Origin of the sequence: Streptomyces sp. NPDC048590 (genome assembly GCF_043199535.1) — a bacterium.
In the GTDB taxonomy this organism is placed as follows: domain Bacteria; phylum Actinomycetota; class Actinomycetes; order Streptomycetales; family Streptomycetaceae; genus Streptomyces.
Genome location: NZ_JBICWC010000015.1, coordinates 19,160 through 44,628 on the forward strand (window position 1 = coordinate 19,160; position 25,469 = coordinate 44,628).

24 protein-coding genes and 3 pseudogenes are annotated in these 25,469 nt (G+C 69.5%); 17 read left to right on the plus strand and 10 right to left on the minus strand.

Annotated features, from left to right (window positions below):
* The first annotated feature begins 154 nt into the window (after positions 1–154).
* The 6 genes from ACGFNN_RS32400 (at position 155) to ACGFNN_RS32425 (ending at position 7,279) form a co-directional block, all read left to right on the plus strand.
* Entirely contained in the window at positions 155–1,150 is a 996-nt protein-coding gene (locus ACGFNN_RS32400; RefSeq protein WP_393561442.1) for an ABC transporter permease, read from the plus strand.
* A 36-nt stretch (positions 1,151–1,186) separates the two neighbouring features.
* The gene (locus ACGFNN_RS32405; RefSeq protein ID WP_393561308.1) at positions 1,187–2,923 is read left to right on the plus strand and encodes an ABC transporter substrate-binding protein; all 1,737 of its coding nucleotides are present in this window, start codon (positions 1,187–1,189) and stop codon (positions 2,921–2,923) included.
* A gap of 2 nt (positions 2,924–2,925) precedes the next feature.
* Positions 2,926–3,927 (plus strand): ABC transporter permease, encoded by a 1,002-nt coding sequence (locus ACGFNN_RS32410; RefSeq protein ID WP_393561310.1) that lies wholly within the window; start codon positions 2,926–2,928, stop codon positions 3,925–3,927.
* Positions 3,927–4,982 (plus strand): ABC transporter ATP-binding protein, encoded by a 1,056-nt coding sequence (locus tag ACGFNN_RS32415; protein ID WP_393561312.1) that lies wholly within the window; start codon positions 3,927–3,929, stop codon positions 4,980–4,982. The genes ACGFNN_RS32410 and ACGFNN_RS32415 overlap by 1 nt, the downstream gene beginning before the upstream one ends.
* On the plus strand, positions 4,979–5,995 hold the full coding sequence (locus ACGFNN_RS32420; protein ID WP_393561314.1) for an ABC transporter ATP-binding protein: 1,017 nt from the start codon (positions 4,979–4,981) through the stop codon (positions 5,993–5,995). The genes ACGFNN_RS32415 and ACGFNN_RS32420 overlap by 4 nt, the downstream gene beginning before the upstream one ends.
* A gap of 66 nt (positions 5,996–6,061) precedes the next feature.
* Positions 6,062–7,279, plus strand: a complete 1,218-nt coding sequence (locus ACGFNN_RS32425; protein WP_393561316.1) for an amidohydrolase — start codon at positions 6,062–6,064, stop codon at positions 7,277–7,279.
* Positions 7,280–7,712: 433 nt separating this feature from the next.
* On the opposite strand, the gene ACGFNN_RS32430 is transcribed toward ACGFNN_RS32425, so the two are convergent.
* The 4 genes from ACGFNN_RS32430 to ACGFNN_RS32445 all read right to left on the minus strand — a co-directional run bounded on the left by ACGFNN_RS32430 (position 7,713) and on the right by ACGFNN_RS32445 (position 10,874).
* Complete coding sequence (locus ACGFNN_RS32430; RefSeq protein WP_393561318.1) at positions 7,713–8,363, minus strand: cytochrome b/b6 domain-containing protein; 651 nt, start codon at positions 8,361–8,363, stop codon at positions 7,713–7,715.
* Positions 8,347–9,075, minus strand: coding sequence for a molybdopterin-dependent oxidoreductase (locus ACGFNN_RS32435; RefSeq protein WP_393561320.1), 729 nt, complete (start codon positions 9,073–9,075; stop codon positions 8,347–8,349). Before ACGFNN_RS32435 ends, ACGFNN_RS32430 begins: the two co-directional genes overlap by 17 nt.
* Positions 9,072–9,281 (minus strand): hypothetical protein, encoded by a 210-nt coding sequence (locus tag ACGFNN_RS32440; protein ID WP_393561321.1) that lies wholly within the window; start codon positions 9,279–9,281, stop codon positions 9,072–9,074. The genes ACGFNN_RS32435 and ACGFNN_RS32440 overlap by 4 nt, the downstream gene beginning before the upstream one ends.
* A 108-nt stretch (positions 9,282–9,389) precedes the next feature.
* Complete coding sequence (locus ACGFNN_RS32445) at positions 9,390–10,874, minus strand: MFS transporter (RefSeq protein ID WP_393561322.1); 1,485 nt, start codon at positions 10,872–10,874, stop codon at positions 9,390–9,392.
* Between the two features lie 138 nt (positions 10,875–11,012).
* Between ACGFNN_RS32445 and ACGFNN_RS32450 the strand changes: the two are divergent.
* Positions 11,013–11,180 (plus strand): annotated as a pseudogene (locus tag ACGFNN_RS32450) (TetR family transcriptional regulator); the annotation flags it as partial.
* 190 nt (positions 11,181–11,370) lie between these two features.
* The gene (locus tag ACGFNN_RS32455; protein ID WP_393561444.1) at positions 11,371–11,682 is read left to right on the plus strand and encodes a hypothetical protein; all 312 of its coding nucleotides are present in this window, start codon (positions 11,371–11,373) and stop codon (positions 11,680–11,682) included.
* Here the strand turns inward: ACGFNN_RS32455 and ACGFNN_RS32460 are convergent.
* Complete coding sequence (locus ACGFNN_RS32460) at positions 11,655–12,275, minus strand: TetR family transcriptional regulator (RefSeq protein ID WP_393561324.1); 621 nt, start codon at positions 12,273–12,275, stop codon at positions 11,655–11,657. The two genes, ACGFNN_RS32455 and ACGFNN_RS32460, sit on opposite strands and share 28 nt — an antisense overlap.
* 672 nt (positions 12,276–12,947) lie before the next feature.
* Between ACGFNN_RS32460 and ACGFNN_RS32465 the strand changes: the two genes are divergently transcribed.
* Complete coding sequence (locus tag ACGFNN_RS32465; protein WP_393561326.1) at positions 12,948–13,448, plus strand: hypothetical protein; 501 nt, start codon at positions 12,948–12,950, stop codon at positions 13,446–13,448.
* A 547-nt stretch (positions 13,449–13,995) separates the two neighbouring features.
* Here ACGFNN_RS32465 and ACGFNN_RS32470 read toward each other — a convergent pair.
* A complete protein-coding gene (locus ACGFNN_RS32470) occupies positions 13,996–14,853 on the minus strand; it encodes an alpha/beta fold hydrolase (RefSeq protein ID WP_393561328.1) in 858 nt (285 codons plus the stop codon).
* Between the two features lie 62 nt (positions 14,854–14,915).
* On the opposite strand from ACGFNN_RS32470, the gene ACGFNN_RS32475 reads away from it, so the two are divergent.
* Entirely contained in the window at positions 14,916–15,518 is a 603-nt protein-coding gene (locus ACGFNN_RS32475; RefSeq protein WP_393561330.1) for a TetR/AcrR family transcriptional regulator, read from the plus strand.
* Positions 15,519–15,679: 161 nt separating this feature from the next.
* Here the strand turns inward: ACGFNN_RS32475 and ACGFNN_RS32480 are convergent.
* Positions 15,680–16,166: pseudogene (locus ACGFNN_RS32480) on the minus strand (protein kinase family protein); the annotation flags it as partial.
* A gap of 454 nt (positions 16,167–16,620) precedes the next feature.
* Between ACGFNN_RS32480 and ACGFNN_RS32485 the strand changes: the two are divergent.
* Positions 16,621–17,634 (plus strand): alpha/beta hydrolase, encoded by a 1,014-nt coding sequence (locus ACGFNN_RS32485; protein WP_393561332.1) that lies wholly within the window; start codon positions 16,621–16,623, stop codon positions 17,632–17,634.
* Positions 17,635–17,902: 268 nt separating this feature from the next.
* Here the strand turns inward: ACGFNN_RS32485 and ACGFNN_RS32490 are convergent, their stop codons facing one another.
* Positions 17,903–18,238, minus strand: a complete 336-nt coding sequence (locus ACGFNN_RS32490) for a GNAT family N-acetyltransferase (RefSeq protein ID WP_393561334.1) — start codon at positions 18,236–18,238, stop codon at positions 17,903–17,905.
* On the opposite strand from ACGFNN_RS32490, the gene ACGFNN_RS32495 reads away from it, so the two are divergent.
* Genes ACGFNN_RS32495 through ACGFNN_RS32505 form a run of 3 tightly spaced genes read left to right on the plus strand, consistent with a single transcriptional unit; the run spans position 18,182 to position 19,580 of the window.
* Positions 18,182–18,520 (plus strand): hypothetical protein, encoded by a 339-nt coding sequence (locus tag ACGFNN_RS32495; RefSeq protein ID WP_393561454.1) that lies wholly within the window; start codon positions 18,182–18,184, stop codon positions 18,518–18,520. The two genes, ACGFNN_RS32490 and ACGFNN_RS32495, sit on opposite strands and share 57 nt — an antisense overlap.
* Entirely contained in the window at positions 18,517–19,056 is a 540-nt protein-coding gene (locus tag ACGFNN_RS32500; protein ID WP_393561335.1) for a winged helix-turn-helix domain-containing protein, read from the plus strand. The genes ACGFNN_RS32495 and ACGFNN_RS32500 overlap by 4 nt, the downstream gene beginning before the upstream one ends.
* Complete coding sequence (locus ACGFNN_RS32505; RefSeq protein ID WP_393561445.1) at positions 19,053–19,580, plus strand: transposase; 528 nt, start codon at positions 19,053–19,055, stop codon at positions 19,578–19,580. Before ACGFNN_RS32500 ends, ACGFNN_RS32505 begins: the two co-directional genes overlap by 4 nt.
* A 3-nt stretch (positions 19,581–19,583) precedes the next feature.
* Here the strand turns inward: ACGFNN_RS32505 and ACGFNN_RS32510 are convergent, their stop codons facing one another.
* Both ACGFNN_RS32510 and ACGFNN_RS32515 read right to left on the minus strand, forming a co-directional pair.
* Entirely contained in the window at positions 19,584–20,078 is a 495-nt protein-coding gene (locus ACGFNN_RS32510) for a hypothetical protein (RefSeq protein ID WP_393561337.1), read from the minus strand.
* Between the two features lie 228 nt (positions 20,079–20,306).
* On the minus strand, positions 20,307–20,825 hold the full coding sequence (locus ACGFNN_RS32515) for a proline dehydrogenase (protein ID WP_393561339.1): 519 nt from the start codon (positions 20,823–20,825) through the stop codon (positions 20,307–20,309).
* Between the two features lie 85 nt (positions 20,826–20,910).
* Between ACGFNN_RS32515 and ACGFNN_RS32520 the strand changes: the two are divergent.
* The 3 genes and pseudogenes from ACGFNN_RS32520 to ACGFNN_RS32530 form a co-directional block, all read left to right on the plus strand.
* Positions 20,911–21,456, plus strand: a pseudogene (locus tag ACGFNN_RS32520) (transposase); the annotation flags it as partial.
* Positions 21,457–21,941: 485 nt separating this feature from the next.
* Positions 21,942–22,586, plus strand: a complete 645-nt coding sequence (locus ACGFNN_RS32525) for a hypothetical protein (protein ID WP_334548798.1) — start codon at positions 21,942–21,944, stop codon at positions 22,584–22,586.
* A gap of 312 nt (positions 22,587–22,898) precedes the next feature.
* Positions 22,899–25,328, plus strand: coding sequence for a hypothetical protein (locus tag ACGFNN_RS32530; RefSeq protein ID WP_393561341.1), 2,430 nt, complete (start codon positions 22,899–22,901; stop codon positions 25,326–25,328).
* Positions 25,329–25,469 lie beyond the last annotated feature (141 nt).

Here is a 25,469-nt window from a genome sequence, read left to right on the forward strand (position 1 = left end):
GTTGGTATACCAATAACTGGTCACCCCTTCCGTGCCGGTGACTTCCTGGTATACCGTCCGGTCAACCTTCCCCCGAGCGCCGAACGGATCTCCCGACGTGACGGATTCCCCTGTGCTGCCCGCACGGCAGCCCTCCGACGCCGATGCCGGAGGCATGCCCGACTCCACGACGCCCGCGGCGACCTCGGCCCCGCCCGCGATCGCCGCCCGCTCCCTGCTCGGCACGGCATGGCTGCGCATCCGGCGCAGCAGGATCGCGCTCGCCGCGCTCGCCGTGGTGGTCCTCATGATCCTGTTCGCGGCGCTCGCCCCGCTGCTCACCGCGATCGAAGGCCAGGACCCCTACACCACCCGCACCAGCCCGGACGTCCTCGACGACTACCGCACGCCAGGACTCCCGCTGTCCTACTACCGCTTCCCGTCCGTCGACCACTGGCTCGGCGTCGAACCGGGTCTCGGGCGCGACCTCTTCGCCCGTATGGCACACGGCGCTCAGGTCTCCCTGATCATCGCGCTGCTCGCGACCGCCGTCTCCGTCGTCCTCGGCACCGTGCTCGGCGCGGCCGCCGGCTACTTCGGCGGCAAGGTCGACATGGTGATCAGCCGGATCATGGACCTGTTCCTGGCCTTCCCGCACCTGCTGCTCGTGCTCTCGCTCACGCCGATCCTGCAGTCCAGGCTCGGCGACACGGCGCTCGGGGACGGCAGCCTGCTGCCGATCGCCTCGCTCGTGATCATCCTCGGCTTCTTCGGCTGGGCCTATCTGGCACGCGTCGTCCGCGGCCAGGTGCTGTCCATCCGCGAACAGGAATTCGTCGAGGCGGCCCGCGCCTACGGGGCCTCGCACCGATCGATCATCCTGCGCCAGATCGTCCCCAACGTCATGGGTGTAGTCCTCGTCTACGCCACGATGATGATCCCCACGAACATCACCGCCGAGGCCGCGCTGTCCTTCCTCGGCGTCGGCGTGAAGGACCCCACCCCGTCGTGGGGCCAGATGCTCAACGCCGCCCAGGCCGGCAACTGGTACCTGACCGATCCCTGGTTCCTCGCCGTTCCCGCCGGCGCCCTGGTGATCACGGTCCTCGCCTTCAACCTGCTCGGCGACGCGGTCCGCGACGCACTCGACCCCAAGTCCTCCCGTGGCTGACCCCGGGCGGCACCACCAGGAAAACCAGGAGCAGCAGTGAATCGACGCGCCACAGCGGTGCTCGCCCTGGCGGCGGTCACCGGACTGACCCTCACCGCGTGCGGTGGCCCCAAGCCCGCGCCCGGCTCGGGCTCCCGCGCCCCCGCCGACGCCTTCGAGGCAGTCAAGGTCGGCGAGGGCGACACGACCCGGGGCGGCAACATCAACGTCCTGATGTCCACCGACTTCCAGACGCTCGACCCGGGCAACAGCAACTACGTCCAGACGGCCAACGTCGGCCAGCTCTACTACCGCACCCTCACCATGGCGAAGGAGGAGGCGGGCAAGCCTCCGAAGATCGTCCCCGACCTCGCCACCGATCTCGGCAAGGTGTCCAAGGACGGGCTGACCTGGACGTACACCCTGAAGAAGGGGCTCAAGTTCGAGGACGGCTCACCGGTCACCGCCAAGGACGTCAAGTACGGCGTCGAGCGGACCTACGCCCGCGACGTCTACACACAGGCGCCGCAGGAACTGAACGCGGCCCTGTCCGACGACGGCTACAAGGGCCCCTACGCCAAGGGCTCCGCCAGTGACTTCAAGGGCATCGAGACACCCGACGACCGTACGGTCGTCTTCAGGCTGAAACAGCCCTTCGCCGAGTTCCCCGCGCTCGTCTCGCGCTCCAACACCGCCCCCGTGCCCCGGGCGAAGGACACAAAGCTCGACTACACCAACCACCCGGTGTCCACCGGCCCGTACAAGATCAAGCACTACGACCGCGGCCGCTCCATGCAACTCGTGCGCAACCCCGAATGGGACCCGGCGACCGACCCGAACCGCACCGCGCTGCCGGACACCTTCACCTTCAGTCTCTCCACCGCCCAGTCGACCATCAGCCAGCAACTGCTCGCCGACTTCGACGCGACGGCCCTCACCCTCGACAGCGCGGGCGGCCTCCAGGCGTCCGACGCGGCGAAGCTGGACACGGCGGACGTCGCTCGGCGCACCGCCTCCGGGCTGATCGGCTGCACCGACGTCCTGGACTTCAACACCGAGTCCATCAAGGACCCGGTCGTGCGCGAGGCCATCGCCATCGCCATCGACCGCAAGGCCATCCACCTCCAGTACGGCGGCGCCCGCTTCGGCAAACTCACCCAGTCCTACATCAACCCCGACCAGCGCGGATACGTCACCCAGCACACGGCCCTCGCGCCGTCCGGGCAGCCCCGGGTGGCGGCGGCCAAGAAGCTCCTCAAGGGCCGCGACTACCCGAAGAAGCTGGTCTACGGGTACGCCGACGCGACGCCCCGCTACAAGAACATGGGCACCTCGCTCCAGCAGAACCTGAAGCAGATCGGCATCGACCTCGAACTGCGCGCCATTCCCGCCGCGAACTACTACACGACGCTCGCCGGCGAGAACATGCCGGACATCGCCCGCAGCGGCTGGTGCGGCGGCGCCGACAGCGGCTCGGTGCGCACGACCGTCGACCCGAACCTGGGCCCGAGCGTCGACGGCAAGTCCTTCGGCTTCTCCAACATCCCCCGCTACCACGACCCGGAGATCGCCCGCGCCATGTACGAACTGCGCGGCGAGAACGGAACCAGCGAGGACCTCGGCCGCAAGTGGGCGACGCTCTTCGACCGGGGCATGCAGGACTACCCGCTCGTCCCGCTTATCAGGAACGTCACCCGCAGCGTCGTCGGGTCCCGCATCCGCAACGCCCAAGTCGGTTACTTCTTCGGCTCCATCGACCTGTCGACCGTTTCGGTCGTGTCCAAGAAGGGGTGACCATGCCCGCCTTTCTGCTACGGCGTCTCGGTGCCACCGTCGTCCTGCTGATCGTCATCAGCTTCGTCACCTTCAGCCTGTTCCAGTTCGGGCCCGCCGACCCGGCCGCCGCGGCCTGTGGCCAGGAGTGCACGCCCGAACGCGTCGCCGAGGCGCGCGTCGCCCTCGGCATGGACAAGCCGTTCCTCACCCAGTACCTGACCTACATGTCCGGCCTGTTCCACGGGCGGACGGTCGGCGCGGCCGGAGCGCAGTCGCTGTGCGAGTGGCCCTGCTTCGGCAAGTCCTTCCAGACGAACGAGGACGTCACCGCGGTACTGGAACGCGCCCTGCCGTACACGGTCTCCGTCGCCGTCGGAGCGATCGTCCTGTGGACGGTCGCGGGAGTCACCCTCGGCACGGTGGCCGCGCTGCGCAAGAACAAGCTCACCGACAAGGTGATCGTCGGCGCCGCCTCCATCGGCGTGTCCCTGCCGATTCCGGTCACCGGTCTGCTTCTGCTCCTCGTCTTCGTCTCGACGTTCGACCTGCTGCCGTTTACGACGAACGCCATCACCTCGCCGTTCGGCCCCGCCGGGTTCGGCGGCTGGTTCCAGAACTATCTGCTGCCCTGGGTCGCGCTCGCCGTCCTGTTCAGCGCCCAGTACATCCGCGTCACCCGCAGCTCCATGCTGGAGACGCTCGGCGAGGACTTCATGCGCACCGCCCGCTCCAAGGGCCTGTCGAAGAACGTGATGGTCGTCCGGCACGGCGCCCGCGCCGGGCTGACCCCCGTCGTCACCATGCTGGGCCTCGACATCGGCCTGCTGCTCGGCGGCGCGGTCCTCACCGAGCAGATCTTCTCCGTCCCCGGAGTCGGATTCACCGCCGTACGCGCCGCGCAGGCCGGCGATCTGCCCGTGACCATGGCGATCACCCTGCTCGCCGCCTTCTTCATCATCGTCGCCAACGTCGTCGTCGACGCCGTCTACGCCGTCATCGACCCGCGAGTGAGGGCCGCCTGATGTCCACTCCCACCGAGCAACCCCTGCTCCGTATGAACGACCTGCGCGTCGCCTTCCCCACCGACGACGGACTCGTGCACGCCGTCAACGGCATGGACCTCACCCTGCACCGGGGCGAGACCGTCGGCCTCGTCGGCGAGTCCGGTTCCGGCAAGACCGTCACCAGCCAGGCGCTGATGGGCCTCCTCAAGGAGAGCCGGGCACAGGTCACCGGCGAGATACTTCTCGACGGCACGGACCTCAACTCCCTGTCCGAGGACCGGATGCGGACCTGGCGAGGCAAGAAGATCGCCATGATCTTCCAGGACCCGCTCTCCGCGATGCACCCCTTCCACACCGTCGGCGCGCAGATCGCCGAGGCGTACCGCGTCCACAACAAGGTGTCGCGCAGGGCCGCACTCGCCGTCGCCGTCGACATGCTCGGCCGGGTCGGCATCCCCGACCCGAAACGGCGGGCCGGCGCGTTCCCGCACGAGTTCTCCGGCGGCATGCGCCAGCGCGCCATGATCGCCATGGCCCTCGTCTGCGAACCCGAGCTGCTCATCGCCGACGAACCGACGACCGCGCTCGACGTCACCGTGCAGGCGCAGATCCTCGACCTGCTCGCCGAACTCCAGCAGGAGACCGGCACCGCCGTCGTCCTCGTCACCCACGACCTCGGCGTCGTCGCCGAGGTCTGCCACCACGTCGCCGTCATGTACGGCGGACAGTGCGTGGAGCGGGGCAGCGTGCGCGAACTGTTCCGGGACCCGCGCCACCCCTACACCCAGGGCCTGCTCGCCTCCATGCCGACGCTCGGCGACGACGGCGACCGGCTGCGGCCCATCCCCGGCTTCCCGCCGTCGCTCACCGCGCTGCCCACCGGGTGTCTCTTCGCCGACCGCTGCCCGCAGACCCACCTCGTGCCAGGCGGGCTGTGCCACAGTGAGCGGCCGGCCTTCATCACGGCCGGGGCGGCCGGCCATCCGTCCCGGTGCCACCAGCAGCATCTCGCCGGCACGGGGAGAACCACCGGGGACACCGTCGGCGACACCACCGAGGAGGCCGCGCGATGACCACCACCGAGCAGACCCCGCTGCTGGAGGCCGACGGCCTGACCAAGCACTTCCCGGGCAGGGGCGGCCTGATGGGCCGCGGCGGCGCCCCGATCAAGGCCGTCGACGGTGTCAGCTTCTCCGTCGGCGCGGGACAGACCCTCGGCATCGTCGGCGAGTCGGGGTGTGGAAAGTCCACCACCGGGAGGCTCCTGATGCGCCTCCTCGAACCCACCTCGGGCACCGTCCGCCTCGACGGCCGCGACATCGGTGCGATGAAGCGGGCAGAGGCACAGGAGTACCGGCGCCAGGTCCAGATGGTGTTCCAGAACCCCACCTCGTCCCTGAACCCCCGGCAGACGGTCGGCGCCGCCATCGCCGCCCCGCTGCACGCCCAGGGCATCGACCCGGCCGGCGGGATCAAGACACGCGTACGCGAACTGATGGACCGGGTGGGCCTGCGTCCCGACCACTACAACCGGTTCCCGCACGAGTTCTCCGGCGGGCAGAAGCAGCGCGTCGGCATCGCACGCGCCCTCGCGCTCGAACCGCGCCTGATCATCTGCGACGAGCCGGTCTCCGCCCTCGACGTCTCGGTCCAGGCACAGGTCGTCAACCTCCTCCAGGACATCCAGGCCGACACCGGCGTCTCGTACCTCTTCATCGCCCACGACCTGTCCGTCGTAAGGCACTTCGCCGACCGCGTCGCCGTCATGTACCTCGGCAAGGTCATGGAGAGCGGACTGACCCGGGAAGTCTTCGACCACCCACGCCACCCCTACACCCGGGCCCTGCTCTCCGCCGTGCCCCAGCCCGATCCGGACGCCGACCGGGGCCGCAGGATCCGGCTCAGCGGAGACCTGCCCACCCCGGCGAACCCTCCCTCCGGCTGCGTGTTCCGTACGCGCTGCCCGCTGCGCCCCACCCTTGGCGAGGCCGAACAGGCGCGCTGTGCGGGGGAGGTGCCGTCAGTGGCGAGCGACGAAGGGCCCGCCTGCCACTTCGCCGACCAGGCCGTTGTCGCCCTCAACTGACCCGACACCCGGCACCCGACACCCGGCACGCGCCAACCGACAGAAAATGTAAGGAAGTTGCACAACATGCTCATCCGTGACGTCCGCCCCTGGGGCGGCGAGCGCAGTGACGTCCAGCTCGACGGCACCCGCATCGCCGCGATCCGCCCGCACGACCCGGCGGCCACGCCCGCTCCGGAGGTCGTCGAGGGCCGCGGCCGCCTGCTCCTGCCGGCCTTCAGCGACGTCCATGTCCACCTGGACTCCACCCGCGTCGGCCTCCCGTTCCGCCCGCACACCGGCGGCCCCGGCGTGTGGACGATGATGATGAACGACCGCGAGAACTGGCGCGACGCCGAGGTCCCTCTCCCCGAGCGGGTGGCCGGCACCCTGGAGCGCATGATCGCCCGCGGTACGACGCGGGTGCGCACGTACGCGCAGGTCGACGTGGACTGCAAGCTGGAGAAGTTCGAGGCGGTCGTCGCCGCCAAGGAGAAGTTCGGGCACCTCGCCGACGTTCAGATCATGACGTTCCCGCAGGCAGGCATCCTGCGCGAGCCCGGTACCGCCGACTACCTGGAGGCATCGCTCAAGGCGGGTGCCGACGTGATGGGCGGCATCGACCCCTGCACACTGGACCGTGACCCCAAGGGCCACCTCGACGTGGTCTTCGGCCTTGCCGAGAAGTACGGCGTCGAGGTCGACATCCACCTGCACGAGCCCGGCGAGCTCGGCGTCTTCTCGACGGACCTGATCCTGGAGCGGGTACGAGCGCTCGGTATGCAGGGCAAGGTCACCATGTCCCACGCCTACGAGCTCGGCTCGGTCAACGAATCCACCAGCCGTCGCCTCATCGAGGAATTCGCCGAGCTCGACATCGCCATGGCGACCGTCGCCCCCGCGGGCCGCGGCCAACTCTCGCTCGTCCAGCTCACCGAGGCCGGCGTCCGCGTCGGCCTCGGCGAGGACGGCCAGCGCGACTACTGGAGCCCGTACGGCAACTGCGACCTGCTCGACCGCACCTGGCAGCTGGCCTTCACCAACAACTTCCGCCGCGACGACCACATCGAGATGTGCCTCGCGGTGGCGAGCATGGGCGGCGCCTCCATCATGAGCCACGACGTCCCGCGCCTCGCCGGGGTGACCGACCGGCCGGGCCTCGCGGTCGGCGACCGCGCCGATCTGCTCCTCGTCGACGGCGAGACGCCGAGCAGCGCCGTCATGGACCGCGGCACCGACCGCACGGTCCTGCACGACGGCCGGGTCGTGGCGGACGGCCTCGAAGTGGTCGACGCCGCCAAGTAGGCGTCACCACCGTCATGCACAGGTCACTACCCGCCATGTGGCTGACGCGAGGTGTGGGGCGCGGGAACCCGGGAACTCCTCCGGGTTCCCGCGTCTGCCCTGGTCATCGGTATCGTCCCAGGTCCGGGGTCGAATGGGCAGGCATCGCCATTCCGGTCCCGTTGCTGGCCGGTCTGCTTTCCCGTACGTTTCGTGCCGGCCTGAGTCGCCTGAACCGGTTCGGGCCGCACGACCCGCGGCTGGGTGCGTGCGGCTCTTCGCCGGCGGCCGCGCACCGCCGGCACCCGGGTGGCATCCCGGGTTTCACTGGTGCTGCCCATGGGCTTGCTATCGCACACAGGGCGGCGGCACCGGCGCCTGCCGGACGCTGGACTTCAGCGCTCGTGAGGCCCTTCGCCGGCGGTGCGCCTTCTCCGCACAGGGTTCGTCTTCCTCATCGGCCCTGGGTGTCTGTCTGCTCCGCCTCCCACAGGGCGTGGTGGTGGCGGGCCCACGGTCGGGTGACGAGTCCGGTGCGGAGTCCTTCGCGGGCTTCGGGATCCTTGTAGGCCATGCGGATGTGGCCCAGGACCAGGATGCCGAGGAGGAGGGCGAGCCAGTCGTGGACGAAGGTGGCGCCGATCCGGACGGTGAGCGAGGTGAGTTCGGTGAACCACTTCACGACGCCGGTGCCGATCATGACGAGGACGGCGCCGGCGGTTCCTGCAGCGTAGAGCTTCTGGCCGGCGTTGAACTTTCCGGCCGGGGGGTCCTGTCGGCGCAGGGTTGCGCGGATCCATCCCCGGTCGTGCTCGGTGAAGCGGTTGAGGCGGGTGAGGTCTGCGCGGAAGGCGCGTGAGGCGAGTCCTGCGAGGACGGGGAGGGGGGTGAGGATGCCGGACCACTTGTGGAGGAAGACCAGGAGCGGGCGGCGGCCGACAAGTTCGCTCAGGGGCGGGAGGTAGAGGAAGGCGGCTGTTGCGATCGCTGTTCCGAGGAGGGCGGCGGTGGTCCGGTGGATCCAGTGCTCGGCCCTGGTGAAGCGGCGTATGCGGTCCTCGTGCCTGTCGGGCGTGGGCTGTTCGGTGTCAGGAAGTGGGGACATCGTCGCGTCCGTTCGATTCGCCGACCCAGCCGTCGATGTCGTATCCGCGGCGCTCCCAGTAGCCGGGGACCACCTTGTCGGTCACGGTGATCCCGGAGAGCCACTTGGCGGATTTGTAGAAGTACATGGGGGCGGCGTAGAGGCGGACGGGTCCGCCGTGGGCCGCGCTGACGGGCCTGTCCTGCATCTCGTAGGCGACGAGCATGTCGGGGCGGCGGGCCTGCTCCAGGGTCAGGCTCTCGGTGTAGGTGCCGTCGAAGCAGGTGAACCGGAGGGCTTTCGCCGTCGGCTGGACGCCTGCTGCGTCGAGGATTTCGGAGAGCCGGACGCCGGCGAAGGGGGTCCGGGGGACCCGCCAGCCGGTGACGCACTGGACGTCGCGGACCAGCCGGGTGCGGGGCAGGGCCTTGAGCCGGTCGAGGGTGTAGGTGGCCGGCCGGTCGACGAGGCCGTCGACGGTCAGCCGGTAGTCGGCCTCGGAGCGACGGGGGACGCTGTCGGTGACGGAGTAGAACTGGAATCCGCCGCCGCCCGGCAGCAGGCCGACCAGTCCGGTCGGGTCCTTGCTGGAGGCGGTCGCCAGGAGGGACTCCACGCGGGTGTGGAGGCGTCCTGCGGTCGGGACGGCGAGCGCACCCAGGGCCAGGGTGCCGAGCAGGACCCGGCGTCCGACCGGGCGGCCGGGGCCGTCGGTGGGGTGGTCGCGGTTCACCGCTGCTTGCCGGCGCGCAGCTGCTTGATGCCGCCGACTAGCAGCGACAGGCCGAGCAGGGCCACGACGGGGCCGATGAGCAGCCAGACGGGTTCGCCGTTCATGCCCCCGGTGGTGCCGAAGACTCCGGCGCCCTGGAGGGCCCAGCGGGTTCCGATGACGGTCAGCAGCGCGCCGCCGATGGTGCGTGCCCAGGTCTTCTTCATGGTGTCCTCCGTGGAAGCGGGAGTTGCAGGGTGGTTGCGGTGCCGGATGGGCGGCGCGGGCGCGCGCCGCCGGGGGCGGGTCCGGTTGCGGACCCGCCGGCGGGTGGTTCACAGGTGGAGTGCGGCGGTCTTCCCGCTGGACTCGGCGGGCTCCTCGGCGGGGGTGGCGGAGCGGTAGAGGACGGCGGTGGCCAGTGCTCCGGCGGCGAAGATGCCGGCCGACCACCAGAAGGCGGTGGTGAAGCTGTGGATGCCGGCTTCGGCCCTTGCCGCGGGGTCGCCGGGGTGGTCGGTGAGGTACCGGGTCGCAGCGCTTGCGGCGAGGGTGTTGAGGAGTGCGGTGCCGATCGAGCCGCCGACCTGCTGCATGGTGTTGACGGTGGCCGAAGCGGCGCCCGCGTCCGCGGGGAGCACCCCGGCGGTGGCGGCGCCGATCGCCGGGGGCATGACGTGGCCGAGGCCGAGGCCGATGACGATCAGCGGGGGCAGGACGTGGCTGGCGTAGCCGGTGTCCAGGCCGATGCCGGTTAGCCAGACCAGGCCGCCGGCGGCGAGCAACATGCCCCCGGGGACCGCGACGCGCAGTCCGGTCCGGCGCACCGAGATGTTGGTGGCGATCTGCGCCGAGAGCACCAGGGCGAAGATCATCGGCAGGAAGGCCAGTCCCGTGCTCACCGGGCTGTAGCCCAGGGAGACCTGGAGGTAGTAGGTCAGGAAGAGGAAGATCCCGAACATGCCGACCGCCGCGACCAGGACGGCGGTGAAGGACGCGGCCCTGTTGCGGTCCTGGAGGATGCGCAGCGGCAGCAGCGGGCTGGCGGCCCTGGTCTGCCAGTAGGCGAAGGCGGCGACCAGGACGGTCCCGGCTGCGAGGAGTCCGAGCGTCGTGGCCGAGGTCCAGCCGTCGGACTCCGCCTCGGAGAGTCCGTAGACCACGCAGAACAGGCCGGTCGAGACGAACAGGGTGCCGGGGACGTCCAGGCGGGGGCGGCCGGGGTCGCGGGCGGGGTGCAGCAGCAGGATGCCGCCGACGATGGCGAGCACCGCGAAGACCAGGTTGACGTAGAGGGTCCAGCGCCAGCTCAGGTGCTCGGTGAGCACCCCGCCCAGCAGCAGGCCGATCGCCCCGCCGGTGCCGGCGATGGCGCCGAAGACGCCCAAGGCCTTGGCGCGCTCCCTGCCTGCGGTGAAGGTCGTGTTGAGCAGGGTCAGGCAGGCCGGCGCCAATACGGCCCCGAATATGCCCTGCAGCACCCGTCCCAGGATGAGCAGTTCGAAGCTGCCTGCGGCTCCGGCCAGCGCGGAGGCCAGGGCGAACCCGGCCGCGCCGGCGAGGAAGGCGCGCTTGCGGCCGAAGAGGTCGGCGAGCCGGCCGCCGATCAGCAGCAGGCTGCCGAAGGCCAGCGAGTAGGCGGTGACGACCCACTGCCGGTCGGAGTCGGAGAAGCCCAGGTCGACCTGGGCCGACGGCAGCGCAATGTTCACGATCGTGGCGTCCAGGACGACCATCAGTTGCGCGGCGCCGATGACGGCCAGCACCCACCAGCGGCGGGGGTCGGGCGGGGCGGAGGCGGGGGAGGCGGGGAGGGACACGCGGAAGCACGCTCCAGGGCAGGACGGGGCGGCCCCGGTGGCGGCCGCCCCGTTTTATTCAATGGAAAGTGAAATTTATTCTGCACCTGTGGAATTTCGTTGTCAACGAACACCGGAGGGACGCCCTTGGGCCGTCCCGTGCGCTCGGGGCGCCGCCCGGGGAACCCCGACACCCGTGCGCAGATCCTCGACGCGGCCCGGATCCGCTTCGCCGCCCTCGGCTACCGCCGCACCTCGATCCGGGCAGTCGCCGCCGACGCCGCAGTCGACGCCGCGCTCGTCCACCACTACTTCGGGCGCAAGGAGGAGCTGTTCGCCCCCATGCCCTTCGACCCGCGCATGCTCCTGCCGGAGCTCGCCGCGGGGCCGCGCGAAGGCGTCGGCCGCCGGCTTGTGGCGCACGTGCTGTCCGCGAGCGGCACGGTGGAGGGAGCGCAGCAGGGGGCCGGGCCGCGCCGGGCGGCGGTGACCGAGGAGGCCGACAGTCGCAGCCCGCCTGAACCGCGAGCGGGTCGACCGAGCGCTCCTGACGCCCCTGCTGGACGGCTTCGGGATGGACCGCCCGGCGCTGCGCGCCGCGCCGGCCGGCTCGCAGATGGTCGGCCTGCTGCTGATGCGCCACGTTCTGGGCGCGGAACCCCTGGGCCGGCAGGAGGGGCGACCTGCTGGCGGATGTGGTCGGAGGGGCGGTGCAGCGCTACTTGACCGAGCCCCTGCCCGATCGGTGGCCGCGCCCAGCGGGGCCCTCCACGCCGGCCGGCCGGGCCGCGGCAGTCCGGGTCAGGGCAGTTCGGTGCCGACCAGGTAGAACTGGACGACCGGGGCCACGGAGCGGTCGAGCTCCGGGCGCTCGACGGCCGCCACCGGCGTGGCCCGTGCGATGTAGCGGGCGACAGCCACGCCGAAGAGGTGGGCTACGCCCAAGGCGATTTGGTGCATGCGGGGGTCGTCACGGTCCAGGCCGAGGCCGGTCAGGATCCGCTGCTGCATCACGGCCATGAGGCCGTCGCGCAGCAGGTCCATCGCGCTGGGGCTGTTGACCGCCGTGCGGAAGACTGCCTCCAGCACCGGGCCGCTCTCCGGTGACTCCCACAGGTCGAAGTAGGCCGTCGTCACCCGCATGCCGATCCCGGCCTCGTCGCCGCGCAGCGCTTCGCTGAGGCGGTCCGGCACTTCGGTGCCGCCGGAGATGACCGCCGAGACCAGTCCGGCCTTGTCGCCGAAGAAGTGGCGGATCAGCCCGGCGTCCACCCCCGCCTGCTTGGCGATGGCGCGCATCGAGGCGCCGTCGAACCCGTGCTGCGCGAAGAGGTCGCGCGCCGCGCCGAGGATCGCCTGCCTGGTCCCGGACTCCCCGGTCCTGCGCCCGCTGAACCGTCCGCCGCCCGCCGTCTCGTTCACCGCATCAACCTATCAAGGCCCGGCCCGCGCCTCACTGCGACAGCCCTGCGGGAGAAGGGGGCAGCGGCTCGGGATGCCGGGCCATCCCGGCCGTCGGCCCGGGGTGGTCGCGGCCGGAGGGTCCTCCGGCCGCGACCGAGGCGGCATGGAGCCGAGCGTGCGACCCGGCGGCCCGCAGCGGGATTCGCCTGTCGGGAGGCGCCGCGTTGACTTCCGTAACTGTGGAATTCTACGGTCGTGGAATTCATTGGATCCGAGCACCGGGGTGACCTACATGTCCTCCACTTGGAAGCTCACCGTGAGCGATCTGGATACGGGCATGATGGGCGCGGTGATGGCCCGTAACCTCGTCCGGGGTGGCCACCCCCCTGAAACCGCAACCGCGTCCAGGCCGAGCCCTACGCGCACTGTTAGCGCGGCGGCCTGATTCCTCGAATGTGCCCATCCTGGCCGGCAAGTCGTGCCTTCTCAGGGATGCGCCCTGGGCAGGTCACCGGTGAGGTAACGCTGGAAGAGCGGGCCTACGCACGCGACGAGATGCTCAATGTCCGCCCTCTTCAAAGCAGGAACACCTTAGCGGTGCGGACCGAGTCGGGGCTCCCTCGCCGACGCAGACGGTGTCCCCCTCCGCACTGCTGCGCCAGGATTTTCTGGGAACTTGAACGCCGTCCCGTGAGCGTCGTGCCGCTGCTGCAGCACCTCCTCGACGACCACGGGAACTTCCACGCGATCGACCTCGCCGGCCGCATCGGCCCTGGCCCCGCAGCCGTCCTGCCGCGCGTGCGGCAGATCCTGAGCGAGCGGGTCGAGCAGAACGCGTGCAACGAGCAGTACGGCTCGGCCGTACTGAACGACTTGTGGGCCCTCGTCCACGTCGCATCCGCCCTGTGGGGCATAGGCGGCATGAACGAGGCCGGGATCGTCGTCCCGGCGCTGTTGGCCGCCCTGAAGGACAACGACTCCGCCGCACGCGACGTCGTCGCCTGTCTCGCCCGCACGGGTACGGCCGCACGTCCCGCTCTGCCCCAGGTCAAGGCCGCTCTTGAGCAACCTCATCGCGGCGAGCATTTGTGGTCGGGCGCCGTCGCTTTCGGCCTTGAGGTCGAGCGCTCCTGCAGTGTCGTCCTCGCGAGCCTGACGGACCTTCATGACCCGGCACCGGCCAGAGGGTGATAGGTCCGGCCGCACCGGTGCAGGGCCCTCGCGCGGCTCATGACTGTCCTGCGGCAGGTGCTCGTCGGCGTTCGCCGCGCGTAGGGCCGCCCGCCCCCTGTCCGGGCCAGGGCGGAGCGGGCGAGTCACGGTTGCTCCTCGGTCCGGTCGAACAGAGGATGGACGGGTACGGTCCCCGCCCGCCTCGGCTCTTCCCTCGGGCCCGGTCCGAGGCGATTCGCCCAAGCAGTGCCCTCTCGGTCTCCGGTGCCTCCGCTGCTCCCCGTTCCTCGCGCAGGGCGACTGCGGGAGCCCCGAGTGGGCCCGGGCCACCGTTCGCGGCACGAAGAGGTACGAGCAGGCGTACGAGCCGTCGGCCTGGTCGATGGAGCAGCCTCGTACGGGGCAGCGAGGTCCGGCAATCTGACGGGAAGTGAGGGGCGAGCGGCCTGTGCCGACCTCTGTCGGGTCTCGTACGACCAGCGAGTGCGAGCGACGTTCCGGACCGTGCGCGCCATCCCGATCGCGTCAGCGGTCACCGCAGGGCTGCCGGCGTCCGGCCCGGGGCTCAGGGGGTGTGCCGGACGGGCTCCGCCCCGGTTCGGGTCAGGAAGCCGGTGAGTGCTTGGGCTAGTTGTTCGGGCTGGTCCTCCGGGACGAGGGTCGACGAGTCGGCGATTTCGACCAGTTGGCTCTGCGGGTAGAGCTCGGCCAGCCTGGGGCCGTGCTCGCGCGGCATCAGCCTGTCCTCCGTAGCCCAGACGATCAGCACCGGGCGGTCGAAGTCCCGCAGTTTCTCGCTCCAGGCGAGCAAGGTCCTGCGATCAGGTGCCCCGGTGGCGAATTTCGCGAAGTCCCTGCGGATGGCCTTGCTGCGGGTGGCGGGGGCGAACCAGTCGTCCATGATCTCGTCGGGGATCCCTCGCAGGCTCATTCCGCCGTATCCACCCCGGGCGCGGCGGACAGCGGGCATGCGCATGAGCTGCGTCAGGAGCCGGACGCCGCCGGGAATCCTGCACACCTGTGCCGCGGCCTTGGCCGGCCCGGGAGGGAAGTTGTCGAAGGCTTCGCAGGCCACCAGTGCCAGGCGCGCGATGCGCTGGTCCCGTCCTTCCGAAATCAGGAACTGGCCCCCACCCCAGTCATTGAGTACGAGGGTCACCTGGTCGAGGCCGAGCCTCTCGATGAACTCGCCCAGCAGCCGGGCGACACCGCGCTGGGTCAGGTCGGCGTCCGGGTTCATCGGCTGACGGTGACCGCCCAGAGGCAGGGTGGGCAGGACGCAGCGGTATCCGTCCAGCAAGGGAACCACCTTGCGCCACTGGGTCTCATTCATCGGCGCACCGTGGCCGAACACCAGCACGGGCCCTTCACCGCGGGTGTCCTGATAGTCGATCGGTCCGGACGACAACTCGATACGTGGCATCTCAGTCTCCGATTTGATAGATCGATCTACTGTTATCTTGGACGGGAAAGGGGTGGAAGGCAATGGGGCAGTCGGACACACGAGCCAGGATCCAGGGAACCGCCACGGTGCTGTTCCGCCGGCACGGCTACGCGGCCACCGGTCTGAAGCGGATCGCGACGGAGGCGGACGCGCCGTTCGGCTCGATCTACCACTTCTTCCCCGGCGGCAAGCAGCAGCTTGCCGAAGACGTGATCCGCACGTCAGGAACCCAGTACGGCCGCATGGTCATGGCACTGCTCGACAGTGTGCCGGACCCGGCCGAATCCCTGGTCCGTGCGTTCGAAGCGGCTGCGGATGACCTCGCGGCGGCCGACTATGCCGATGCGTGCCCGATCGGGACGGTCGCCCTGGAGGTCGCGAGCAGCAACGAGGAGCTGCGGGCCGCGACCGCGGAGGTCTTCGAGGAATGGGTCGGCATGGCGACGCGGTGGTTCGGTCGCTGGGTGGCCCAACCGAAGGCGGCGCAGTCCCTCGCGTACTCGATGGTCATGATGCTCGAAGGCGCCTTCATGCTCAGCCGGGCCGCCCGTGACCGCGAACCGCTGAGGGTGGCCGGTCGATCGATGGCCGAGCTGCTGCGTACCGCCGTCGCTCAGGCCGCCGAGGACCGGCCTGGGACGTGAGCATGTCTCGACGACGGCTCGGCACGACAAGCGCGACGCCGGAGGCCCCCAGCTGCCGATGGTGAGGACGGACTGCATCCGGGACCCCGGCGTCATGGTCGGTGACGCGCGCGAGGTCGATCAGCCTGTGCGCAGCGGTGGGATCGCAGCGGGCTGCTCTCTCAGCGCAAGGCCTTACCCACCTCGTGGATGGTCGGCCTGTCCTCCGATGTCAGGCTGAGCATCGCCTTGACCAGTGCACCGAGTCCACCGGGTATGCCTGCGGTGCGGCGCCTTCCGTCGGCGACGGCCCGCCGCTGGACGGGGCGCGGCGCGTCGTCCGGGTATCGCATCGCGCGGCGGCCGGTGGCGGAGATCAGCAGCGAGGCTCCCAGGGCGTACACGTAGGCCGACTGGGTCGCCTCGGCCGTTCCGTGGCGAGGACACTGCGCGAGATCTCCGGTGCCTCGGGGTGGACGAGGCAACCGTGGAACGGGAAGTCGTACGCGGCGGGTACGTGGCCGCCCCGCGCCAGGGCGAGGTCGATCAGGTGCGTCCGTTCGGGGGCTCACGATGAAGTGCGCAGGCTTGTACGTCTCCGTGCGCCCAGCCCCTGGCGTGCGGCTCCGCCAGGGCTTCCACGCAGCGGAGGGCGACGCCCACGAGTGGTTCGGCCGGCCCGCGTGCTGCTCGCAGAGCGGAAGCATGGGCGTGGTCGCCGTTGCTGCGGTGACCAGGAATGCCACGGCCCGCCTCGCCCGCGAGGCAGGGCCCCTCCTGGTTCGCCATGCGGTGCGTCCTGCCGTCGACGCCCCTCACCCCGCGCCGCCATCTCGCCTCCACCTCGCCGACGTCGTCCTCGGCGGCCTCGAGGCGCCGACCGGCTTCTATGCCGCCCGTCGGAGGAGAGCCGTACAACCCCCGGAGTGGACGCGGGTTCCGGGAAGTCCTGGAACGCCTCACTGCCGTACACCGGTAACGGACCCGGCGGCGTCCGGTGTCCGATGAGGTGAGCCCGGACGCATCGTCGTGACCGTCCATGGGAAGGGCAGTTCCGACGCCTCGCGCGTCCAGCCCGTTCTCACCGCACGTACAGCGACGAACCGCATCCCAGGGAGCCGCCTTGTCAGCGACCACGACCGCCGTCCTGTCCCTCCGGTCCAGAGCCCTGCTCGTCCTCGGCACAGTCCTCGCCACCCTCGCGCCGACCGTGCCGGCGGTGGCCGCCGATGCGCACCACTACCCGAAGCATCGCGGCGCCGAGGTCGTCGCGGTCACCCAGGTCGCCGACCGGCAGGTCGACCTGTCGGTGAAGTCGGCGGCCTTGGGCGGCCGTACGGTCGAGGTCCGCCTGCTCACCCCCGACGGCTGGAACCCCCACGACCGGCACCGGCACTGGCCGACGCTGTGGCTCCTGCACGGCTGCTGCGGTGACTACACCTCGTGGACCGCCATGACCGATGTCGCGGAGACGGACAGCCTGCGCGACGTACTGGTCGTCATGCCGGAGGCCGGCTGGAACGGCTGGTACAGCGACTGGTGGAACCACGGCGAGGGCGGCGACCCCGCGTGGGAGACCTTCCACACGGTCGAGCTGCGGCACCTCCTCGAGCGCGACTGGGGCGCCGGCCGGGACCGCGTCGTCGCCGGTCTGTCGATGGGCGGCCAGGGCGCCCTGCTCTACGCCGCCCGGCACCCCGGCATGTTCAAGGCGACCGCCGCGTACTCCGGTTCCGCCCACCCGCTCCTGAACGACGAGTCGGTCGACCGCGTCCTGGGGTTCTTCGCCGGCCAGGGCGACGACCCGTTGCGCGTCTGGGGCGACCCGGTCGCGCAACGCCGCATCTGGAAGGCCCACGACCCGTTCCACCTGGCCGAGCGGCTCAAGTCGGTCCCCGTGTACCTGTCCAGCGGCGACGGCACCACCGGCCCCCTGGACGTTCCCGGCAGCACCAGCGCCCTCGAGGCCGACTTCAACCGGCAGAACCACGCCCTCGCCGCCGAGCTGAAACGCGTGGGCGCGAAGCACGTGACCACTCACTTCTACGGCCCGGGAACCCACGCCTGGGCATACTGGGAAAGCGAGTTGCACGCCTCACTGCCGATGCTGCTGAGCGCCCTCCGCGTCGACGGCTGAGTGCCGGTGCCGGTGAGTTGGAGCCTCCGCGTGCGACGGACAACTCCGGTGACGGCCGCGGAGGGTGTGGGACCCGGTGCGATCCGGGTACCACGTCCGACGCCCCTCATCCCCGTGCTCAGGGGTATGCCTCCGGCTCGGCTCCGTATCGTGCGCAGGGTCACAGACCGTACGGGCCCAGGTCAGCTCCACAACTCACCCATCCTGTGGGGCGCTTCTCATGTCACGGCCCGACAAGGACGCTCACGATTCCGCCGCGGCCGTACAGCTACCCGGCCTTGATCGCGTCCGCTGGGACCTCGAAGACGAGCTCGAGCCCGTCGCGCTCGTTCCCCTGCTCGCCAACGCACGTGAAACCGAAGCCCGCGATGGTGGCCAGGGAGGCGTCGTTGTCGGATCCGATCCTGGCGCGCACGGTCCTGACACCGGGTTCGGCGGCGGCCCTGACGACCAGCGCCCTCAACATGGCGCGGGCATAGCCCTGGCGGCGGAACCCGGGCAGGACGGTGTAGCCGACCTCGACCATGCCGGCCTCATCCGGCGGCGCATGGAACCCGGCGTCGCCGACAACGGCCCCGTCCGGCTCGGACAGTGCGGCCCGCACGATCCAGGGCGCGACAGAGGGGTCCTCGGCGAGCTGGCCGGCGCGATAGCCGAAGATCCCGCGGGCCCGGTCAGAGACGAAGTACTCGTCGAGGGCGACCCCGGCCTCGGCGCTGCCGCAGGCGAGGTCGCCCTCGGCGAGCGCCCGGAGCGCCTTTTCGCTGAGCTCGACGAAGCGGACGCGTTTGGGGACGGAGCGAAGTTCGCTACTGAACTTGATCGGGTGATGTCGGGCTGTTCGCCGGACAGCGTGAAGGTGACCTCGGTAGTCCTCGTTCGGTGAGATATCCGCAGGGCGGCGGCTTGACCGACGTCGAGAGAGATGCGCGGGAGCGGGTCCGGCGCCAGGCCGTGACGTGCTTCGAGACTGACGGGAAGACCCGGGAGATCGCTGCCATGCTGCGGGTCTCGGAACGGTCGGTGGAACGTTGGCGACGCCAGTGGCGCGAAGGCGGCTACGCCGGCGTGGCCTCCAAGGGGTCACCTGGTCGACCCCGACTATCTGAAGCGCAGATGGCCAGGTTGGAGCGGGGGTTGGAGCTCGGTCCGCTGGCACACGGGTGGGCCGACCAGCGGTGGACGCTGGCCCGCGTGAAGGCGGTGATCGGCAGGCTGTTCCACGTCTCGTACACCGTGGAGGGCACGTGGCGACTGCTGCGGCGCTGTGGCTGGTCCTGGCAGCAGCCGACCCGGCGTGCGATCGAGCGTGACGACGACGCGGTGGAGTTGTGGAAACGAGAGGTGTGGCCGCGGGTAAGAGCACCGCGGCGGCGAACGGCGGTTGGGTGGTCTTCGAAGACGAGGCCGGCCAGTCTATGACGCCGCCGCGTGCCAGGACCTGGGGCCGCAGGGGCAGCACTCCGGTCGTCCGCGTGCGCGGGCGGGGATCGGGTCGAGTCTCCATTGCGGGGATGACCTGCTACAAGCCGGGTGAGCGATCTCGTTTGTTCTACGCGATCCGTGAGTACCGGGGCCGCAAGAACGAACCGAAGGGCTTCGGCTGGAAGGACTACCGCGACCTCGTCATCCGCGCCCACACGCAGCTCGACGGCCCGATCGTGCTGGTGTGGGACAACCTGCGCATGCACCTCGTTGCGCCACTGAGGGAGTTCTTCGAGTCGAACGCCTCATGGCTCACTGTGTTTCAGCTGCCGGTTTACGCCCCGGACCTCAACCCGCAGGAGGGCATCTGGTCCCTGGTCAAACGCGACATCGGCAACCTGGCAGCCGCCGACCTTGGCCAGGTCACCCGCGCTGTGAAGCGCAAGCTCAAGATGCTGCAGTACAGGCCGGAGGTGATCGACGGATGCCTGGCCGGCACCGGCCTGACCCTGTCGGCGTGATCATCAAAAGATGCCGAAGAAGCGATGCCACCAGCTGGGCCGCTGAACGTGCCATGGCAGTTGGCTTGGCCCGTCGTAGTCGCTCTCCAGCAGTTCCTCGGCAACCACGACATAGCCAAGCTCGACAAGCGCCCGGTTGACCTTGGCAAGGTCCGCGGCGTCCAGTTCGCCCTCGGTCTGAGCGTCATCCGTTCCAAAGAAGGCGCCCGGGTTGTCGGCGCAGACCAGAGCCAGCGAGCCGAACTTGCTCACACAGACGACGATCCGAGTACCGCATACGGTCGCGTCCCCGGGCACGGCAACGCGTCCGTACTCGCTGGAGTCCTGGGTGTCCTGCTCGGCCGTGCAGCGGGCCGCGAAGTCCTCTTCGAGTCGGGCTACCAGAACACCGAAGTGCATCGCGGTCTCGCCACGGTCGTAGTGCTGCGGACGCTCCAACCACCCCGGATCATCGAGCTTGCGCAGCAACGCCAGCAGATCGGCTTCACTCTCGGTCATGCGCTCATCTTGGCGCAGCAGCCATCCGCGGAGCAGCTCGGGGCACCACCACACTCACCGTCCCCGACATCACCCATTCAAGTTCAGTAGTGCCGCATCAAGCAACGTTCGCCCCGACTTGACGTATCGTCCGGTTGCCGTGTTTGGACGGCATCGACCTGGTGACCGGACTATGCCGAATCACACCGCGATGATGCGTGTCGCCCTGGTGGTGCAATGGCGGACTGGTCAGTTCGCATTGCCGAGGACATCACCGGCTGCAGTGCGGAAGCCCTTCACGGCCTGGTAGAGGGCGTGCTCTCGCTCGGCGGCGAGAGCGGTTTCCACCACCTTCTGGGAGGAGTCTCCTGAATGGGCGTTCTTCACCATCCGCCGCATCACGTCGGAGAGGTCGCCGGATGCGTGAGCCACACGGTCGGCCGCTGCCACTATCGAAGGCGGACCTTCAAGGCTGACAACTTCAACAGCACGATGGACGTCCCGAGCCAGCGCGACGAAGCGGTGGACCTTCTCGTCCACATCCCGCAGGTCAGGAGTCTCTAGCTGGAGCGCGCCCAACACCGCGTCCATGGCGATGTCTCGGTCGTGAAGAGCACCGAGGTAGTGCGCGTAGGCGTCCCTGCGGTGCTGCCTACGCGACTGGCGGAACTGCGAGCGTGCGGTAGCACGCCCGTTCACCATCGCCGCGCCGATGGTGGCGAAAGAACCTACGGCGGCGCCGAGCAGAGCGGCGAGTCCAGCATCCATGATTCCATTTTTCCTTCCCTCTGATACGTCAGCAGCCAGGTCTGCGGCCCGTCATGGTCTGGAAGCGGGCAGTCAGAATTATCACGTGGCTGAACGCGTGCGGGTTAGTGAGATTGACGACGACGAGGGGCGACGACTGCTGCGGATCGTCCGTCGGGGCACCGGTTCGGTGGTGACCTGGCGGCGGGCCCAGGTAGTGCTGTTGTCGGCTCAGCGCATGGATGTGGCGAAAATCGCGGAGGTGACGTTCACCAGTGCGGACCGGGTCCGGGACGTGATCCACAACTTCAAAGCCGACGGCTTCGACTCGCTCTACCCGAAGTACAGGGGCGGCCGGCCAAGGACGTTCACGCTGCCCGAGCGGCGCAAGATCAAGAAAATCGCGAAGTCGAAGCCGGTCGAGCACGGCCTGCCGTTTTCGGCCTGGAGCCTGACCAAGCTGGCGGACTTCCTGGTCGCCGAGGGGGTGGTCGACGACATCAGCCACGAGGGCCTTCGGGTCCTGCTCCGTGAGGAAGGCGTCTCCTTTCAACGTGTGAAGACCTGGAAGACCTCCCGAGATCCGGACTACGCGGCCAAGACGGCGAGGGTGGAGCACCTCTACGCGATCGCCGACGGCGAGGTCATACCCGTGTGAAGTGCCGTTGCGATGCCAGCGCAGTGGTGTCATTACAGAGCCAGCGTCAGGTTGATGGCTTCGACCCTGTGACCTGTGCCTCTGTAGTTGCGCTCGATGGCACGGCTGTGAGGTCACCAGTGGCAGGACGTGACATCTCTGCTGGGCAGCGTGGTGACACTTCCCACGGTACGGCGCTCCCGCCGAACGACGCGAGTACCGATGGATGGCGTCGGGCAACTGGCGGGAGGCGGCGGCAGGGATGAAGAACAGCCCGGTCAGGCCGAGCTGTCCGGTTGTGCCGTCCGCGTCTCAGCCCTGGGGGCAACGAGACCATCGAAGTTGCCCATGGCGGTGGAGGGTTGGCAGTCGAAGGGCGGGCACATCCCGTTCCGTCCCCTTACTCGTGCAGAGACCAGTTGTCAGAGGCAGCGGGTAGCGTGACCAGGTACGGCTGCGCCCTCCGCGCGGCCGTATTGAAGTTTGAGAGGACCGCGAACATGGCAAGCGCGAGCAGCATTCTGCGGGCAGCGTGGGTGCCCGATGATGACCCCGAGCGGGATTGGGAGATCGCAGCCGATCTGGCTGTGAAGTGGGTGCGGCGAGAATGCGCTGAGCAGAGCGCCGACGGCGTGCTCGTGCTTAACGCCTTCGGCGTGGAACAGCAGATCCCGTCCCTCCGGCGCTTTGCGGCGGAACACACTGTCACCACACCGCGTGCCTCCCGCGACCGTGTCGGCCGTGGCAAGGGTCCAGTTCTGGCGTATGTTCCGGACGAGAGGACCCTCGACTTCGCGGCGAGCCTGGCCCGTGGGTCCTCCCTGGCCATCGTGGAGAGCTTCCACGGATTCCCGCTCGAAGGCTGGGCTCGCCAACTGGGCGCCATCGATCTCACCCGGCCCGATGAGCAGCCCGAGCAGTTCGATTCCGAGCTGACGGAAGCGATCGACCGGCTGGACTTCTACAAGAACAACGGCTTCGGTGACCAGTTCGGCAAGCAGCAAGCCAGGCGCATCCTGCAGGACCTGCGCGGCGCGGGGCTGCTGGAGCGGGACATCATCGTGGGAGCTTTGGCAGCCAAGGGCGCCTCCGATCGTGCGATGCGGAACCTCGGCAAGCTGATAGACACGCTGGACCGCCACTGAGCCCCCGAACGATCCGATTCATATGCCTCACCAGCCGCGACGTCTCCGGTGACAGCGCGCCTGCCTCGCTCGCCCCTGGCTGATGACAAGAAGCGTGCAAATCCAGTGACAGCTGCCTTGCTGCACCCAACACAAAAGCACAGGTCGGCGCCTCTCACCGGTGACATCTCTCGTGCTTCGGCTCATCTGTGACTGGGCGCTTCAGGTGGCGGGTGAGCGGTCGAGATGGCGAGCTGAGCACGTAGAGGTCTGGTCGTCGCGTCGCTGAGCTGTGAACTGGCAACAGGTGTGCCACCCCTGGGGCGACTCTCGGTGGCGACCTTGTCGTTACAGTCCTGGCCAGTGCCATGGGAGGCTGGCGCCGTGGATTCGAGGAGATATCTGGGGCAGGCCGGCATGGAAGCAGCCGTCCTCCCTTCCCGGGCGGCCTACCTCATTGCGGGCGGCAGTGTGGCCGGGTTCCGTACGGCCGTAACGCAGGCCAGCAGCCGGTGGGGCGGCATGACCGAGCCCATCGTCGAAGCCCAGGCTTCGGGCCTGTCCCCGCTGCACGAGCAGACCGTCCGCGTGGCCAAGGTCGAGGCGCTCGTCAACATCGACGCCGACTTTCAGGCTGCCAAGAAGATCGCGCAGGGGCTCGGGCTGCCTATCGTCGACCTTGCGGTCATACGGAAGAGCAACGTGGCATCCACCTGCTCCCTGGCCGAGGTCATGCAATTCGACCCGGCTTACCCTCCGATCGCAGCGAGCCCGACCGGAACGCTCTGGCAGCTGGCGGCGGCCGGCTGTGTAGAGCCGCGCCACTTTCTCGAACACGTGAGGGTGAGCAGGCGGGAGGACGAGTTCGGCCGGTACCAGCTGAATGAGGACACCCGGATCCATAGCACGCTCGCGCAGTTCGGCGAGTACCCAAGCACCCCCGCGAGGCACACCCCGACGGTCCTGTGGGTCGTCGAGGGCGAGGGCTTCACCGACAGCATCGACTTCTGGAACACCAGGGCGCTGAGACCGGCCCACATGATCGAGATGCCGATGCTGCTGCTGCCGGGCGCCGACACGGTCAAGGACTGGCTTGACTTCCCCGAGCAGGTAGCCCGTCTCCTCAAGTCTCGCCCCCGCGAGTTCGCCGTCGACGTGGTGCTCGTCAGCCGCTCGGCGTCGCCCGAGCATCTGCTGGAACTCGCCTCGGCGCTCGGTCTGGAGCCCACCGAGGAGGAGCCGCGGGACGGAGCTCGCATGCCCGCGTCCCCGGCCCGGACCGCCCCGTTCACCTTCCGGACGGACCTGGACCCCACGGCGTGGGTGACCTTCGAACGCCACTACGGCGTGCCGACGTCCTTCGACGTCCAGGTCTTCGCCGGCGGGCCGAGCACCCTGCGCTTTATTCAGCCCGTCCGGTTCGACGGGTATGCCGGGGCCCTGGTGAGGTTCTGGGGCGAGCCCCTGCTCGGATTGCCAGCCCGCCCGTCCATCGCCCGGCTCGTCCACCCCGATGCCCAGTGGCGGGACGGCAAGCTGCAGCTCGCGTTCCAGCCGATGCCCCACCAGATCGCCGTTCAGATGACGTTCCCCCTGCTGCCGCAGGCAACGGAACAGCTTCTTGACGATGTCACAACCGGGCACCAGCTGTCCTCCGCAGGACGGCTGGGAACGGCCCTGGCCGAGCGCGCCGAAAGCTCCGCGCTTCTCGAACCCGGTGTCTACGAGGCAGCCATCGCCCTGACCACGCCGCGGTCCAAGGAGCTGTTGAGGCGGCTGAAGGAGCATCGGGCAGACGGCCATCCGGACGCCGACCTCGCCGAGCTGGCCGCCACGTGGGGTGGCCGGTCCGAGCGTCGCTATCTGCCCGCAGACAAGCTGCAGGATGTCAGGGCGGAAGACCGGGCGGCGGCACTGGAGCGGCTGTGCGCGCTGGGCTGGGCCGAGCGCGGGCTGGAGAGCGTCTGCCCCTCGTGCACCAGCCGGTCGTTCGTTCCGCTCGTCCAGACCAGCGGTTCCCCGCAGTGCCCCGGGTGCGGCGCCGTGTCCGCCTACCAGTCCGGTGGCGCGCTGACCTCCGTGCACTACCGGCTCGACAGCTTCACCGACCGGGCCAGCGACAACGGCCTTTTGCCGCATCTGCTTGTCATCGCCGAGCTCTGCCGACGCATACCCCGCTCGCATTTCCTCCCCGGCACCGACGTCACCTTCGAAGACGGCACCCAGGAGGAGGTGGACATCTTCGGTATCTGGGACGGGAAGGTCCTTTCCGGGGAAGTGAAGACCTCAGCCTCGGAGTTCAACGAGGCCCAACTCCAGCGCGACGTCGCACTGAGCCAGCGGCTCCGAGCGGATGTGCACCTGCTCGCCTCGATCACCCCAGTCGACGAGACCGTCAGGAATACCGCGCGGGAGCTGTGCAACGCGGCCGGGCTGGAACTGGAGGTCCTGGACCAAGCCGACCTTCGCCCAGCCGCACACAAGCCCGTCCCTGCGACAGCGGCCGACGGCCTCGGCTGGCTGTGTACCGCAACGGCTGACCTGACCGCGCTGATCGAGCAGGGCCAGCCCGTCAGTCGCGGCCAGGTGGCGCGGATCCTGAAGACCGCGTCCGGCGGAGCCGCCCCGGTGCCCGGACATATCGCGGCTCTCTCCTGGGCGCTGACCGAGCACGGGGACGATGCCGCGGACCTGCTACTCCGTCTTCTCGGGGTGCTCGACGCTGCAATCCACAAGCACGGCGCGGGCGGCCAGAAGGCGTAGAGGCAGCTACCGGCCTCCGCGCTGGCGCTCACTCGCCAACCGAAGCGCTCAGTCACAACCGGTTGGTCCGGGCTCGCTCGCGTTCCCTCTGGTCGGGCACCGGATCGCATCTGGTGCCGGTGGCTGGCCCTCTTCCGAACG